Raw genomic sequence first — 14446 nt, 5'->3', positions numbered from 1 at the left:
CCACAGACGGAGAACTGATCAAAGAACTCACCCTGGACGCCACAAAAAACTACCAACAACAATGAAAAACGCCCCCACCAACAGGTGAGAGCGTCCACGATGTCTCAAGACATCTGACCTCGATGTCCCGAGACATCACACCGTGGGCGATGAGGGACTCGAACCCCCGACATCCGCCTTGTAAGGGCGGCGCTCTAACCAACTGAGCTAATCGCCCGAGCCGGACAAGGTTACTCGTCTGCGCCAAGAGCCAGCCAAGCCCCCACAGGTAGCCTTGACCCATGGTTGCGACGGTCGCGCAAGTACTCGCAGCGCTCGAGTTTCGCAACCCCATCAGTCTTGCTGCTGACTGGGATGCCGTGGGATTGATCTGCGGGGATCCTGATGCACCAGTGTCGCGGGTACTGCTCGCGGTGGATCCGGTGCAGGTCGTGGTGCAGGAGGCGATTGCCGGTGACTACTCCATGATCATCACCCACCACCCGCTGTTCCTTCGTGGCGTCCACGGCGTCGGCGCGATCAACGCCAAGGGACGGATCGTCCACTCGCTGATTGCCAATGGAATAGCCCTGGCAGCGGCCCACACAAATGCCGATCATGTCAATCCTGGGGTCTCTGATGCCCTCGGCGCGGTGCTTGGCCTGACACAGATGCGTCCGATCGACCCCTTGTCCGATATGACTGGCACTGGGCGCATTGGGCAACTAGTTGAGGCGACCACGCTGGAAGCCTTCAGCGAGCTTGTTGCAGCCAGGCTTCCGGCCACCAGTCACGGAGTTCGGATCGCTGGGGATCCCCAAGCGCCAGTGCGTACGGTGGCTGTCTGCGGCGGAGCTGGCGATTCACTGCTCGATAGTGTGGGCGCACATGCTGATGTGTTTGTCACTGCGGATCTACGGCATCACCGGGCTCAGGATCATCTGGCCGACGGGGGATGCCCGTTGATCGATGTGGCGCACTGGGCAAGTGAATGGCCATGGCTGCAAGTCGCAGCGCATCAGCTGGTTTCAGATCTGGCACAGGAAGGCATGACCATCACCGCAAACTGCTCCACAACACCGACGGATCCCTGGACTGCACATCAGGCAAGTGCGAAGCGAGGGAGTGCCTGATGAAGGCTGATGCCGCTGCACAGAAGCTGCTCCTTGATCTTCAGCGCCTGGATACTCGCTCCACGCAGCTTGAGCATCGAGATCGCACCCTGCCCGAGAAGGCGGAACTGGCGGACCTCAATCAGCGTATTCAGCGATTGCACGACGAGCATGTTGCTGCGCGAGTGATCGCCGGCGACCTCGAACGTGATCAATCGCGTGCCGATGCCGATGTCGATCAAGTTCGCGAGCGAGCCATCAAGGATCAAGTGCTGCTGGACTCAGGAGCTATCGGTGACCCCAAGCAACTGCAGAACCTGCAGCATGAATTGGTCTCACTCGCCCGCCGCCAGTCCGAACTGGAAGACATCGAGTTGGAGATCATGGAACGAGTTGAGGGCGCGCAGGCAGCGGTGCGCCAACTCTCGTCACAGCATGATGAGGCACTGGGTGTTCGCGAGATTCTGACCACCCAGGTGGCGGCGCTGATGGCGGAGATCGATGCTGAGCGCCAGATCCTGGCCGTGGACCGCCAAGAACTGGCGGGGCGCATTCCTGCTGATCTGCTCGCCCTGTACGAGAAGATCAGAGCCGATCAGAACGGCGTTGGTGCGGCGCATCTGCATCGCGGACAGTGTGAAGGCTGCCGGCTCCAGCTGCCTCCCAATGAACTTGAGCGCTTGCGCTCCATCGATACCGATGAAGTAGTCCGCTGCGAGGAATGCCGCCGAATCCTGGTGCGCACTGCGGAGTCCGGCCTCCAATGAGTCGAGCCTTCATCGTGGAAGCAGATGGCGGCTCGCGCGGAAATCCAGGACCAGCCGCGTACGGCGCTGTGGTGAAGGACTCTGCGACCGGAGCCGTGCTCGCTGAATTGGCAGGTCACATCGGCTTGGCAACGAACAATGTGGCCGAGTACCGCGGGGCATTGGCCGGCTTGGCGCACGCGTATGAGCTTGATCCGACGGCCGTCGTGGAGATTCGGCTTGATTCGAAGTTGATCGTCGAGCAGATGAGTGGTCGATGGAAGATCAAGCACCCAGACATGCGCGAACTCGCGCTGCAGGTTCGCGCAGTCTTTCAGTCAGGTCAGGTCACCTACACCTGGGTGCCTCGATCAGCCAACGCGCACGCGGATGCACTCGTCAATGAAGTCCTTGATCAGGTGCAGGCCGGCGGTGAAGCGTCGATCGTGCGGACCTATGACTCTGGCTTGCTCGTGCCCGATGCCGCCGACGTCATCGGCGATGCAGAGGAGGCCTTTGCGCGCGGGGCCATTGCTCGCGGCGAGCGAGCACCCAATCGAATGGTCGGCTGGGAGGAGATGGACACTCCCACAACGGCGGTGCTCGTGCGGCATGGGGCAACCCAGTTCAGTCTTGAAAAGCGGTTCAGCGGCAAGGGTGGAGCAGACCCCGGACTTGCGCCGATCGGCGAGGCGCAGGCCAGGGCAGCAGCTCAGGAACTTGCCTCCCGTATTCAGTTCGATCTCGTGGTGAGTTCACCACTGCTGCGCACCCGCCAGACTGCCGCGATTCTGGCCGGCGAGCTTGCCAAGGATCTGGTCATCATGGACGACATCGCTGAATGCGCATTCGGGGAATGGGACGGCCTCACCTTTGAGGATGTCCAGACTCGGTGGCCCGATGAGCTTCGGCAGTGGCTGGACTCGGTCGACTTCGCGCCACCTGGCGGCGAGTCATTCACGCAGGTGCATGCCCGGGTTGCGCACGCGCGAAATGAGCTCCTCTACTCCTATCCAGGCAAGAACATTCTGGTGGTCTCGCATGTGAGCCCGATCAAACTTATGGTTGCCCTCACGATCGACGCACCGGTGGAGAGCGTCTACCGGATGGAACTTCGACCATGTTCGATCTCCACAACGACGTGGTACCCAGATGGCAACAACTCCTTGTATGGCTTCGCCGAATCCAGTCACTTGCGTGGAGTCGATACCTTCCCGGGCGTGTAGTGCGTGATGATGTCCAATCGCATTCCGGCACCTGACTGCTCCTGCATCTCCCATTGGTAGCCAAGTTCAGTGAGCTGCTGAGTGAGAGCGGAGGTGCTGGTGGCCATCGCGCCTCGGCGAACGAGGTCTCGAACAAGAAGCCCCTTCGTAGCCTTGTTGAAATGACTGACCACTGTTCGCTTGCCGTCTTGCTCTTGCAACACGCGTACTGAAATTGATCGAGACAGCGACTCCTTGGGGATCGGGGCCAGCGAAACATATGCCTGCGATCGCAAGTCCAGAATCGGTCCGTTTGAGTTGTGGAGAATGGTTCCTATCGGCGCGCGCCAAAGACTAGCGAGCCCCGGCAATCCGGTGATCTTTGAATTTGCACTGAGTCGGTAGGGCGCGATCGAATCCAAGGGCCGGACTAATCCATGCAGTCCGGATGCGATCAGCACATGCGCGTGCAGGCGTTCGCGCTGTCGTGGTGTCAACGTATCCGCTGAGAGCGCTTCGAACACCACCCCGGTGTAGATGTCGATCGCCGGCCCACAGGCCGCTGTTGCGAGTTGGCTGTTCAGCGCAAGTTGATCGAGTTGAGTGCGCCCCAACCCCAAGGCCTTGCTCGCTCGGGCCTGATTGCCGCTGCACATCTTCACTAAGGCCCGCATGATCCTGGTCCGAACTGGGTTGAGTTCAGCAAAGGAAACAGCGGCAGGCAGTTCTGTTGCTGGTGCGGATTTGGACTCACTGGGCGGCAGCAGGATCAGCATGGTGGTCCAGACGTTAGGCCATGCTCATATGAGATGGTGGGCCGGTGAAGCTCATGTTGGTTGCCGTCAGTGCGGGGATGTTGTGCTTGGCCGGTTGTCAGTCATCGTCAGACTCCTCGCCGGTCACTACGTGTGACCAAGCCAGCCTGCAAACCACGATCGAGACCTTCCTGCACGAGTCGGACGCGCACCTTGATTCCTTTGACCAGCTCAAGTGCTCGGGGGAGTGGGCTGCGGTGCAGGCGACGCTGACCGAAAATGCGAGCCAGCCAGTGCAGCAGGACTTCATCTTTGCCCGCAGTGGGGAGAACTGGATCTTGAAGGCCCCGGAAATTGTGTGCGGATCGCCCTCAGCAGATAACAGCCGCCCGGCCGACGCGGAGATTCCCGAGGATCTGTGGGCCCAAGCCTGCTTGATCCCCTAGCGATATTGGACCAAGCTCGGTCCAAGCCATAGCCTTGCGCCGGACGAGTTGGCCGGGTGATCGCGGCACGAAAGTGTCGAGGAAAGTCCGGGCTCCACAGGGCAAGGTGGTGGGTAACGCCCACCCGGGGTGACCCGCGGGACAGTGCCACAGAAAACAGACCGCCTCGAGCAATCGAGGTAAGGGTGAAACGGTGGTGTAAGAGACCACCAGCGCCGCAGGCGACTGCAGCGGCTAGGTAAACCCCACCTGGAGCAAGGCCAAGAGGATCGCTTGCGATCTGCGCAGACGAGCTGCCCGCTCAATGTCTGCGGGTAGGCCGCACCAGGCCACTGGCAACAGTGGTCGCAGATGGATGATCACCCTCGGCTATGCCGAGACAGAACCCGGCTTACAGGCCAACTCGTCCACCCAAACCCGATCAACCTTCGGGCAGGTTCTCCAGATTGTCCAGGTCCCAACTGTCAGGTCGTGTCTTGAGATACGGCTTTGCCGTGCAGCTGGGGATCGGGCAGTAACCCTGCGCTGTGATTCTTGCCGAATATCCCTCGACATTGGTGTTCCACACATCGCCAGCATCGATGCTCGATACCACTTCCTGGCAGCTGTAGTAGGTGTTGGCTGCGGTCAGCACACCTTCAATGTGCCGATGACTGCGATCTTCGGACCACTCCTTGCGCACTCGCACGACTGTGTACATCGCCATGCCTCACCTTCCCACTTCGAGCAAACAGATCGACGCAGTTCATTGAAATGCCAGACACCTACCGTGCTCGCAATTACATTCAAGTTGAGTCAAACGCCATTGGCCCCTGAGCTGGGAGCGCTGGATGAATCGAATGTTGCAGGATGCAGCGGTGGTTGGAATCGGCCGTACGAAGTACGTGCGCAAATCTGGTCGCACAACCTTGGGAATGGCCGCCGAGGCCGCGCGCGAAGCCCTTGCGGACTGCGGGTTGACGCCAGCGGATGTCGATGGCATGACCTGTTTTGGCACCAATGGCTCTGCGGGCCCAAGTCAGGTGGCGCACGCGATCGGCGTTGAAGACCTTGGCTGGTCGCTCAGCATCGCGGGCGGCGGCAATATCGTCACGTCAACTGTGACCAGCGCAGCAACTGCAGTGCTTTCCGGTCAGGCCGATGTGGTTATTGCCTATCGCGTGCTCGGTTCAGATACGCGCTACGGCAAAGCCTTTGGCACCATCGAGGCAAGTGGAGAAGGCCAGTTTGCGGCCCCGCATGGCTACATGGTGCCGCCGCAGTGGTTCTCGATGTACGCCCGACGCCATCAGTTTGAATATGGCTCAACGAGTGAGGATCTCGGTGCCATTGCGATTCAGCAGCGCGCGCACGCAGCGGCCAATCCGCATGCCATCGGGCGCGACCTGATCACGATTGACGACTACCTCGCCAGTCGCTGGATCTGTGACCCATTCCGGCTCTTTGACTGCACCTATGAGGTCGATGGTGCGGTTGCGATTGTCATCACCTCTGCGGAACGGGCCAAGGACCTTCCGCACAGGCCTGCATTCATACTCGGCGCCGCCGATGCGAATCGCTTTGCAGGGTCGCCCTACCAATGGGATGACATGACCACGATGTTCTCCCGCGACACTGCGCCCAAGCTCTGGCAGCGGACCGGTCTTGGGCCCAAGGACATTGATGTGGCGTGCATGTACGACTGCTTCACCTTCACCGTGATGGCGACCTTTGAGGATTTCGGATTCTGCGACAAGGGCGAGGTTGGGGACTACTTCCGAGCTGGTCGAGCGACATACGGGGGAGACGTCGTCGTCAACCCGCACGGAGGGCTGCTTTCCGAGGGATACATCCACGGTATGAATCACCACTACGAGGCTGTTCTGCAATTGCGTGGAGACGCCGAGAATCGACAAGTCGAAGGCGCGCAGACGGCCCTGGTCACCTCAGGCGCTGGGCCATTTGGCGGCGCTCTTGTCTACGGAACGAGTCAGCTGTGACGGATACCGTGATGTACCCACCCCAGCCGTCACCTGATGCAGACACCGAGCCGTTCTGGCAGGCGACATCTGAAGGCAGGCTGGCCATGTGTCGTTGCCAGTCGTGCGGGCTCTGGCACATGCCGCCACTTGAGCGCTGCCGCTCCTGTGCTGGCCCGACCGCCTTCGAAGAGGTCGCCGGCACTGGCAGCTTGTATTCCTTTATCGTCCAGCACCATCCGGCCATCTCTGGATACACCGACGATCTGCCCTATGTCGTGGGCTTGATCGAACTCGATGAGCAGCCTGGCCTGCGCCTGCCGACCCGAATCGTGGGCATTGAGCCATCGGCGGTCGTATGTGACATGCGGATGCGGGTGGTCTTCGAACAACTGCCCGGCGGCGACTTTGTCGTCCCAATCTTTGAACCGGAAGCTGCTTGACAGTCAGTGGTGGGTTCCTTAGCGTAAGTGACACCCAGTTCACTTACCTCGCAATTTGGACGATTCAGGCAATGCGGCTTGCTTGATGCGGACAGACCGCCTCCCTTGAAGTCTTGGAGTCGCATGGATACCTCGCGCATCCCGCTCATCTCGGCCGACGCCCATGTCAATGAGCCGCGGGGACTGTGGTGGGACGGACTGCCGGCTTCGATGCGAGATCGGGCGCCTGCTCGGATCAGGCCAAGCGAAGAGGGCGCCTGGGAGATGAAGACCCACGACGCGACCACCTTGACTCAGGCGCAGTTGGACCTTCAACAGGAGCGCGCTCGCAATGAGCAGAACGATCTCGGCTACCGGCTGAAGGTGATGGCCGAGGATGGCATCTCTGCAGAGTGCGTGTTTCCCACGATTGGCCTGTACCTGTGGGACATGGACGATGCGGCCCTCGGAGGAGCCTGCTGCGAGATCTACAACGACTGGATCTTCGATGCGCTTGAGTCGAAGTCAGACCGGCACAGCTGTGCCGGATTGATCCCGACGTGGAACATTGATGCTGCCGTTCGAGAAGTGCGGCGGGTGGCCGCAATGGGTTTGGGCTCGATCATGCTGCCGCTGAAGGGCGTGCCGGAGGAATACAACAGCCCGGTGTGGGAACCCTTGTGGGATGAAGTTGAATCTGCTGGATTGCCGGTCGTCATGCATCAAGGCAGCGGGCACGACATGCTCTTCTATCGCGGACCTGGCGCAGCCGTGGCGAATCTGCTGGCCACCCAGTCGATGGCGCCGCGCAGCGCTGCACTCCTTGCCACTTCAGGCGCACTTGAACGCCATCCGGGACTGCATGTGGTCTTCGTCGAAACCAATGGCGCCTGGCTTTCATGGGCGATGGACACCCTTGACTCCTACTACGACGCGTTCCTTGAACTGCCAGGCTGGGTTCGCCCGGAACTGAAAGAGAAGCCAAGCCACTACCTCGCCAATCAGATTCACGCGACGTTCCAATGGGATCCCACCGGCTTGCGCAATATTGAACGAACCGGTGTTCAGTCCTTGATGTGGGGCTCGGACTATCCGCACAGCGAGGGCACTTATCCGCACAGTCGGAAGGTGGTTCAGGAATTATTTGGCGAATTCGGACTGGCAGATGCCACCGCAATTCTGGGCGGCACCGCCACCCGGTTGTTCAATTTCGATCCGGTGGCTATCGCGCAGCCCATCTAGTCCTCCGTTCGCCCATCTCGGCCAAACACATGAAGGAGCCCTTGCATGAATGTCAACGATCTCATCTTGATCAGCAATGACGATCACGTCATTGAACCGCGCGACATGTTCGATGCGCATCTTCCCGCTTCACTCCTCGACAAGGCACCCAAGTTGCTCGTTGATGAGCGCGGAGTTGAGTCATGGACCTTTCAGGGGCAGTGGAGTGGTTCCACGAGCATGAACGCCGTTGTTGGGTGGCCAGCTGAGGAGTGGGGATTTGATCCCTCCACCTACTCTGAGATGCGTCCGGGCGCCTATGACATCCACGAGCGCGTGCGCGATATGAATCGCAACGGCATCCTCGCTTCGATGTGCTTTCCTTCCTATGCCGGCTTCAGCGCTCGCTTCTTCCAAGAGGCGGCCGACAAGGAACTGTCACTTGTGATGCTGAAGGCCTACAACGACTGGCACATCGACGAATGGTGCGCCGCGTATCCAGGGCGTTTCATTCCGCTTGCCATCATTCCCGTCTGGGATCGTGAGGCGATGGTCGCCGAGGTTCGCCGGGTTGCGGCCAAGGGCTGCCACGCAGTGACGATGCCAGAGCTTCCGCACATTCAAGGTCTGCCGAGTTACCACGATCTTGAATATTGGGGACCGTTCTTCCAGGCGTGCTCGGACCTGCAGGTCGTGCTGTGCATGCATATCGGGCAGGGTTTCGCGGCGATCAACATGGCCCCGGGTGCACCCATCGACAACATGATCATTCTTGCCACTCAGGTATCCACATTCGCGGCTCAGGACCTGCTCTGGGGCGGGGCATTCATGGCGTATCCAGATCTGAAGGTGGCGTGGTCAGAGGCCGGCATCGGCTGGATCCCGTTCTACTTGAACCGATGCGATCGCCACTACACAAACCAGCGCTGGCTGGGACATGATCTTGGCGGCAAGTTGCCTAGTGAGATCTTCCGTGAGCACTCACTTGCCTGCTACGTGACTGACCCGACTGCCCTGAAAGTACGGGCAGACATCGGGCTGGAAGTCATCGCCTGGGAATGCGACTACCCGCATTCAGATTCGATCTTCCCCGATGCGCCTGAATTCGTGCTGGCCGAGATGAACGGTGCTGGCGTGCCCGATAACGAGATCAATATGTTCACGTGGGAGAACAGCGCGCGATTCTTCAGTTGGGACACCTTCAAGCACATCAGCAAGGAAGATGCCACTGTCGGCGCCCTGCGCGCCGCATCGCCAGATGTCGACACGACCCTGCGCTCAAAGCACGAATGGCGCGCGATGTTTGAAGCGAGCAACGCCTAGGAATCGATCTGCTCGGTGGTCTGGGTGAAGTGCTGCCCAGACCACCGAAGATTGCAGCAGTGCCCAGCTAGCTGGGGTTGGCAGCAGCGGCAACCGCGGCAGCCACTGCCGGTGCAACATGCTCATCGAAGACGCTGGGGATGATGTATCCCGAAGACAGTTGATCTTCAGTGACGACGTCCGCAATCGCGTTGGCTGCGGCAACGAGCACCTCATCGGTGATCACGTGTGCGCCACTGTCCAGCATTCCGCGGAAGATGCCAGGGAATGCAAGCACATTGTTGATCTGATTCGGGTAGTCGCTGCGCCCGGTAGCCACGACGGCCGCGTGCTTGTGAGCCTCGATCGGATCGATTTCTGGAATCGGGTTGGCCAGAGCAAAGACGATTGCATCCTTGGCCATGCGCGAGACATCCTCAGCTGTGATCATGCCCGGCTGAGAGACGCCGATGAAGACGTCGGCATCGACCATGGCATCAGACAGGCTGCTGGTGACATTGCGCGGGTTGGTGCGGCTGGCCAGATCCTTCTTGTCGGCATCGCTGAACTCGCGATCCATGTGCAGCGCCCCCTTGGAGTCAAAGAGCACGATGTCATTGACGCCAGCCTTCATCAGGAGGTGGGCAACGGCAGCGCCGGCGGCTCCCGCACCCACCATGACGATGCGCAGCTTGCTGAGATCCTTCTTGACCAGGCGAGCAGCATTGCGAAGCGCGGCAAGCACCACAACGGCAGTGCCGTGCTGGTCGTCGTGCATCACCGGGATGTCCAAGGTTTCACGGAGCCGGCGCTCGACCTCAAAGCAGCGTGGTGCAGAAATGTCTTCGAGGTTGATTCCGCCAAAGCCGGGCGCAATCAATTGAACGGCGCGCACGATCTCGTCGACATCGTTGGTCGCCAAGGCAATGGGCCATGCGTCGATATTGGCGAAGCGCTTGAAGAGTGCTGCTTTGCCCTCCATCACAGGCATTGAGGCTTCTGGGCCAAGGTTGCCCAGTCCGAGTACTGCGGAGCCGTCGGTGACAACAGCGACGGTGTTGCGCTTGATGGTGAGCTCACGGGCCAAGGACGGATCTGCGGCGATCGCAAGGCAGACGCGTGCAACGCCAGGGGTGTAGGCGCGAGCAAGTTCAACGCGATTGCTCATTGGCACAGTTGCCTGAATCTCCAGCTTGCCTCCGGCATGGATCAGCAGGACGGAGTCGCTGACATGCTCGACCTGGCACCCAGGGACTGCACTGAGCGCGACTGTCAGGCGATCAGCAGCATCGTCTCCGGCGACCAGGCAGGTCAGTTCCAAGACCACAAGCTCATGGCCGGGCTCAACCACATCCATGCCGGTCACGACACCCTCAAGGGAGGTCACCGCATGCGTGAGTTCTCCCGAGGCGTGGACTTCAGGGGTGGTGCGAATGCGGGCCGTGTACGAGGTCTCGAAATTGATCACCGGAGGAGTCTAGTGATCAATGGGTCAGCGTTTGCAGGTGTTCGTTGACCTTCGCGCATATGCGTCCGAGGGACTCGAACTCCTCCGGAGTCAGGACATCCACCAGGTGGGTGCGGACACTCTCAACGTGCGCCGGAGCCGCCGCTACCAGTGATTTCCAGCCCTTGTCGGTGAGCACGGCGAATGATCCGCGTCGGTCATCTGCGCAGGATTCACGGCTGACAAGGCCCGCTTTCTCCATCCGATCGACCTGGTGGGACAAGCGGCTGCGGGAGGCCAAAGTGCGTTCCGCGAGATCGCTCATGCGGATGCGCCGGTCAGGGGACTCTGAAAGGCGAACCAGAATCTCGTAGTCCGGCAGAGTCAGTCCGCTGTCACATTGAAGGTCACGACCCAGGTATTCAGGGAGCAAGGTGGTGGCAGCGATCCATGCGCGCCACGACTGCTGCTGTTCCACGGTCAGCCATTGGGTCATGCCCCGATGATACGCAGAAATAGTTGAAATTGAAACTTCTTATTTCGGTCAATTGCACCTATGTAAAGTCAATTGCACCTATGTAAAGGTGATGCGCGCAGCAGACGGCTTAGGCGTCCAGTTCCCAGATGCGAATGCCGCCCAGGATCCCGTTCTCATTGGAGACCAAGGAGCCCTTGGGACCGATATCCGCCGGAGTCAGGAGTCGGGCGTTGCCGCCACCGACATAGAGGTGATCGAAGCTCAGCATGGCATCGAAGAAGGCAATGGCTTTGCGCACCTTGACCAGCCAGGATTCCACGCCGATGTGGCGCAACTGGTAATCGCCAATCGCAATGTCGATAGTCATGGTGTCGTCGTAGGGGCCATGCGAGAGCTCAAGATGGGGGAGGAGCTGCCCATCTTGAAACAGCGAGGTGCCGACGCCGGTTCCCAGGGTCAGGACGAACTCCAAGCCTGTGCCTTGAGCAACGGCACAGCCCTGCACGTCAGCGTCGTTTGCCACCTTCGTCGGCAGGCTCATCGCGGTGGCGATAGCGGTGCGCAGATCAAACCCGGACCATGCTTTTGCCAGGCTTTCATCGCGCTCACCGTGGCGCACGCGACGTGAGAGCGATGGCACTTCGAGCACGACGCCCTGGCGCACAAGGCCAGGAAATCCAACCGTGACCCGGTGGGCAGCGGGAAGGGGCTTGACGAGGTCAAGGATTGTCGAGACAAAGGTTTCGGGTGGGCACGGATATGGAGTGGCGATGCGCACCTCATCGACAACCATGGCGCCGTGTTCGTCAAGAACGGAGGCTTTGAAGCCAGTGCCACCAATGTCAATCGCGAGAGTGTGCACATCAGTGGGCCACGGGTTGCTGGCCGCTGGCCAACTATGGGTCGACACCGTTGGGATGGTCGTCATTTGGTCAGTACCTCTACTCCGTCATTTGTGACAAGAACAGTGTGCTCAAACTGTGCCGTCAGTTTGCGATCTGCGGTGACCACGGTCCAGTCATCGTTCCAGATCTCGTAGTCATACGTGCCAAGGGCAATCATCGGTTCAATGGTGAAGGTCATGCCAGGAACCATGATCAAATCGGCATTGGGATCGTCGTAGTGCGGGATCACCAGGCCTGAATGAAATGCGGTGCCGATTCCATGACCGGTGAAATCGCGAATGACCCCGTAGTCGAATCTCCTGGCGTAGCTCTCAATGACTCGGCCAATGACATTGATCGGGCGTCCTGGTGCGACAGCCTTGATCGCGCGGTTCATCGCTTCATGCGTTCGCTCGATCAGCAGCGCGGCTTCTTGCGTCACCTCGCCGACAGGAAACGTTGCATTCGTATCGCCGTGCACGCCACCGATGAACACTGTGACGTCGATATTGCAGATGTCACCTTCGCGCAATTGCGTCGAATCCGGAATGCCGTGGCAGATGACCTCGTTCACCGAGGTGCAAATGGATTTAGGAAATCCCTTGTACTCAAGTGGCGAGGGATAGGCGCCGTGGTCGCAGATGAACTCGTGCGCAATTGCGTCCAGGGCGTCCGTGGTGATGCCGGGACGAACATGTCTTCCCACCTCGGCGAGAGTGAGTGCCCCGAGGTGTCCTGAGATGCGCATCAGCTCGATGGTCTGGGCATCCTTGACTTCTGAACCCGTGAATGTCGCGGGGCCTGGCTTGCCGACATATTCAGGCCTGGCAATGGTCTGTGGCACGGCTCTTTTCGCCGAGATGCGACCCGGGCGAACTTCCGCGTGTGGAGCAACCGTTGACATGGACAGCAGTCTAGGTTCAGTCCCATCGAGGAAGGGAATCGTCATGGCTTGGTACTTCTGTCTAGTTCATCAGCGAGTGGAACCCGAGGCTGGTTGCGCGAATGCTGAACGAATGGGCCCATATGCAACTGAGGCTGAGGCTGACGCTGCCATGGCCACTGCGCACGATCGCAATGCCGCCTTTGATGCTGATGACGACTAACGGCTGGCCGCTGTAAACGAATGAAGCCCGCACCGAAAGGTGCGGGCTTCATTCGCGTTCTGGCGGTTGTTTACCGGGCAGCCCTGCGAGCTGGCGCCTTCTTTGCAACGCGCTTCACTGCAGTCTTGCGGGCCGGAGCCTTCTTGACTGCCTTCTTGACGGTGCGCTTTGCTGCGGTCTTGCGAACCGGAGCCTTCTTGACGGTGCGCTTGACGGCAGTCTTCTTGACTGCCTTCTTCACGGTGCGCTTCGCCGCAGTCTTCTTGACTGCCTTCTTCACGGTGCGCTTTGCTGCGGTCTTGCGAACCGGAGCCTTCTTTGCAACGCGCTTCACTGCAGTCTTGCGGGCCGGAGCCTTCTTGACTGCCTTCTTTGCTGCGGTCTTGCGAACCGGAGCCTTCTTTGCAACGCGCTTCACTGCAGTCTTGCGGGCCGGAGCCTTCTTGACTGCCTTCTTCGCTGCAGTCTTGCGGGCCGGAGCCTTCTTCACTGCCTTCTTTGCGACTGCCACTGTGCCTCCTGTGTAGTCGGAATCTGCATCCCTAGCAGAGTCCTTCAATGAAAACTCTGACAGAGCATTGCATAAATCTCTAGTACATACACATTCACAACTGCAATCGTGTCGAATCGCTATTCGCTTTTCAGATGCGCATTTTGCATCTCTGGCATGATCCGACGCTATGACAACAGACTCAACTGCAACGCAAAGCGATGAACAACAGCAACTTGATGTTTCACAACTCACTGTTGGTGTTCTTGGTGGTACTGGCGAACAAGGTCGCGGACTTGCGCGAAGACTTGCATTGTCTGGACAGCAAGTGATCATCGGTTCGCGTGATGCATCGCGTGCGCAGGGCATTGCTGACGAAATTGGCAGTGGCATTCTCGGTCGATCTAATGAAGACTGTGCATTGCAGTCAGATGTTGTCATCGTCGCCGTGCCATGGGACGGACATGCCCAATTGCTCAAGGGCTTGGTGGAGCAACTTGCCGGCAAGATCGTTGTGGACTGTGTGAATCCACTTGGCTTCGACAAGCAGGGTGCATTTGCACTGCCGGTACCTGAAGGGTCCGCTGCGCAACAAGCTGCTTCGATCTTGACGCAGAGCCGGGTAGTTGGGGCCTTTCACCACATTTCCGCTGTTCTGCTGCTTGATCCAGATGTTGCCAGCATTGACACAGATGTGCTGGTTGTCGGCGATGATCGTGAAGCAACTGACCTCGTGCAGGCGCTTGCTGCGCGCATAGCGGGTATTCGCGGGGTCTACGCCGGTCGTCTGCGCAATTGCGGACAGGTCGAGACCTTCACTGCGAATCTCATCTCGATCAACCGTCGATACAAGGCGCACTCAGGAATACGAGTGACCGACGTCGAATAGTCGGAC

General features: G+C 59.4%; 16 protein-coding genes, 1 tRNA gene and 1 other RNA gene. 10 read left to right on the top strand and 8 right to left on the bottom strand.

The features are described from left to right. Positions 1–143: 143 nt before the first annotated feature. A tRNA-Val gene (locus Q8M73_11140) sits at positions 144–217 on the bottom strand. Between the two features lie 64 nt (positions 218–281). Here Q8M73_11140 and Q8M73_11135 point away from each other — a divergent pair. The 3 genes from Q8M73_11135 to Q8M73_11125 are packed head-to-tail and all read left to right on the top strand — an operon-like array spanning position 282 to position 3063. Further along, a complete protein-coding gene (locus Q8M73_11135) occupies positions 282–1112 on the top strand; it encodes a Nif3-like dinuclear metal center hexameric protein (GenBank protein MDP2289103.1) in 831 nt (276 codons plus the stop codon). Beyond that, positions 1112–1858 carry a C4-type zinc ribbon domain-containing protein gene (locus tag Q8M73_11130; GenBank protein ID MDP2289102.1) on the top strand — a complete coding sequence of 249 codons (747 nt, stop codon included), beginning with the start codon at positions 1112–1114 and terminating at the stop codon, positions 1856–1858. Before Q8M73_11135 ends, Q8M73_11130 begins: the two co-directional genes overlap by 1 nt. Continuing rightward, positions 1855–3063: a bifunctional RNase H/acid phosphatase gene (locus tag Q8M73_11125; protein MDP2289101.1), complete on the top strand. Its 1209-nt coding sequence runs from the start codon at positions 1855–1857 to the stop codon at positions 3061–3063. Before Q8M73_11130 ends, Q8M73_11125 begins: the two co-directional genes overlap by 4 nt. On the opposite strand, the gene Q8M73_11120 is transcribed toward Q8M73_11125, so the two are convergent. Next, positions 3027–3818 carry a peroxide stress protein YaaA gene (locus Q8M73_11120; GenBank protein ID MDP2289100.1) on the bottom strand — a complete coding sequence of 264 codons (792 nt, stop codon included), beginning with the start codon at positions 3816–3818 and terminating at the stop codon, positions 3027–3029. The two genes, Q8M73_11125 and Q8M73_11120, sit on opposite strands and share 37 nt — an antisense overlap. A gap of 44 nt (positions 3819–3862) precedes the next feature. Between Q8M73_11120 and Q8M73_11115 the strand changes: the two genes are divergently transcribed. Both Q8M73_11115 and rnpB read left to right on the top strand, forming a co-directional pair. Then, on the top strand, positions 3863–4243 hold the full coding sequence (locus tag Q8M73_11115; protein ID MDP2289099.1) for a hypothetical protein: 381 nt from the start codon (positions 3863–3865) through the stop codon (positions 4241–4243). 44 nt (positions 4244–4287) lie between these two features. After that, an RNA gene (rnpB, locus tag Q8M73_11110) (RNase P RNA component class A) lies at positions 4288–4653 on the top strand. 11 nt (positions 4654–4664) lie between these two features. Here rnpB and Q8M73_11105 read toward each other — a convergent pair. Continuing rightward, positions 4665–4949 (bottom strand): DUF3892 domain-containing protein, encoded by a 285-nt coding sequence (locus Q8M73_11105; GenBank protein MDP2289098.1) that lies wholly within the window; start codon positions 4947–4949, stop codon positions 4665–4667. 124 nt (positions 4950–5073) lie between these two features. Here Q8M73_11105 and Q8M73_11100 point away from each other — a divergent pair, with 124 nt between their 5' ends. The 4 genes from Q8M73_11100 (at position 5074) to Q8M73_11085 (ending at position 9167) form a co-directional block, all read left to right on the top strand. Continuing rightward, positions 5074–6222: a nonspecific lipid-transfer protein gene (locus Q8M73_11100; protein MDP2289097.1), complete on the top strand. Its 1149-nt coding sequence runs from the start codon at positions 5074–5076 to the stop codon at positions 6220–6222. After that, the gene (locus Q8M73_11095; GenBank protein ID MDP2289096.1) at positions 6219–6644 is read left to right on the top strand and encodes an OB-fold domain-containing protein; all 426 of its coding nucleotides are present in this window, start codon (positions 6219–6221) and stop codon (positions 6642–6644) included. The genes Q8M73_11100 and Q8M73_11095 overlap by 4 nt, the downstream gene beginning before the upstream one ends. 123 nt (positions 6645–6767) lie before the next feature. Continuing rightward, positions 6768–7865 carry an amidohydrolase family protein gene (locus Q8M73_11090; protein ID MDP2289095.1) on the top strand — a complete coding sequence of 366 codons (1098 nt, stop codon included), beginning with the start codon at positions 6768–6770 and terminating at the stop codon, positions 7863–7865. A 45-nt stretch (positions 7866–7910) separates the two neighbouring features. Beyond that, positions 7911–9167, top strand: a complete 1257-nt coding sequence (locus Q8M73_11085) for an amidohydrolase family protein (GenBank protein MDP2289094.1) — start codon at positions 7911–7913, stop codon at positions 9165–9167. A 67-nt stretch (positions 9168–9234) separates the two neighbouring features. On the opposite strand, the gene Q8M73_11080 is transcribed toward Q8M73_11085, so the two are convergent. The 5 genes from Q8M73_11080 to Q8M73_11060 all read right to left on the bottom strand — a co-directional run bounded on the left by Q8M73_11080 (position 9235) and on the right by Q8M73_11060 (position 13572). Then, positions 9235–10614, bottom strand: a complete 1380-nt coding sequence (locus Q8M73_11080) for an NAD-dependent malic enzyme (GenBank protein MDP2289093.1) — start codon at positions 10612–10614, stop codon at positions 9235–9237. 16 nt (positions 10615–10630) lie between these two features. Then, a complete protein-coding gene (locus tag Q8M73_11075) occupies positions 10631–11089 on the bottom strand; it encodes a MarR family transcriptional regulator (GenBank protein ID MDP2289092.1) in 459 nt (152 codons plus the stop codon). 109 nt (positions 11090–11198) lie between these two features. After that, a complete protein-coding gene (locus Q8M73_11070) occupies positions 11199–11999 on the bottom strand; it encodes an ROK family protein (protein ID MDP2289091.1) in 801 nt (266 codons plus the stop codon). After that, positions 11996–12859 (bottom strand): type I methionyl aminopeptidase, encoded by an 864-nt coding sequence (gene map / locus Q8M73_11065; protein MDP2289090.1) that lies wholly within the window; start codon positions 12857–12859, stop codon positions 11996–11998. Before map ends, Q8M73_11070 begins: the two co-directional genes overlap by 4 nt. 272 nt (positions 12860–13131) lie before the next feature. Beyond that, positions 13132–13572, bottom strand: coding sequence for a hypothetical protein (locus Q8M73_11060; GenBank protein MDP2289089.1), 441 nt, complete (start codon positions 13570–13572; stop codon positions 13132–13134). Positions 13573–13741: 169 nt separating this feature from the next. On the opposite strand from Q8M73_11060, the gene npdG reads away from it, so the two are divergent. Next, a complete protein-coding gene (gene npdG / locus Q8M73_11055) occupies positions 13742–14440 on the top strand; it encodes an NADPH-dependent F420 reductase (protein MDP2289088.1) in 699 nt (232 codons plus the stop codon). Positions 14441–14446: the final 6 nt, after the last annotated feature.

The sequence above is a fragment of the Actinomycetota bacterium genome, assembly GCA_030684515.1.
Taxonomy (GTDB): domain Bacteria; phylum Actinomycetota; class Actinomycetes; order S36-B12; family S36-B12; genus UBA11398.
The sequence above is the reverse complement of the archived record's forward strand: the minus strand, read 5'-3'. Positions and strand labels throughout refer to the sequence as shown.